We start from the raw sequence: 530 nt of genomic DNA on the forward strand, positions 1-530 counted from the left end.
AGTAATTGTTTGTGTTCCATATCCATAAGGCAATGTGTCTACAATATTTATCTTTCCATCTTTAATATAAAATACACCGTCTTTACTTAAATCGATTTCATGTAATTGCTTTACATTTCGTTCCAAATTTCAACACTCCTTATGTTATAATGTTTGTGGGAAGTTTTAAACTTATACCTTTGCTTATTGTGTCAGTTACTGCTGGCACTTTTTTTATTGCCTTCAAAATAGCTTTTTATATACTTTAAGGCGCTATCTGTACTGGTGAACAATTCTTCAAAGTCGCACGATCTAACGACAATGAATTTATTTTCACTTTCTACTTCACATGTAGCTGTCGATATTTTACTTCCTGGCATTAACCCATTTATTTTCTTTTCAATTAGCTCAATATCGTTTATCTCACGTAGTACGGTGAAAATATCGATTTGTTCAAATCCTTCCATCAATGCTGCCATACTCACAACCCCTTTGCTTTTTCTAACAGTCCAGTTTCTTTTTTCCACGTTTGAAATTTCGTTGAGGACATG

1 protein-coding gene is annotated in these 530 nt (G+C 33.0%); it reads right to left on the bottom strand.

Annotated features, from left to right (window positions below; all coding sequences use genetic code 11):
* Positions 1-191 precede the first annotated feature (191 nt).
* The coding region (locus KTHG_RS00165; protein ID WP_222424325.1) for a hypothetical protein at positions 192-530 on the bottom strand (339 nt) is incomplete at its 5' end.

The sequence above is a fragment of the Kurthia sp. Dielmo genome (genome assembly GCF_000307285.2).
Classification (GTDB): domain Bacteria; phylum Bacillota; class Bacilli; order Bacillales_A; family Planococcaceae; genus Kurthia; species Kurthia populi.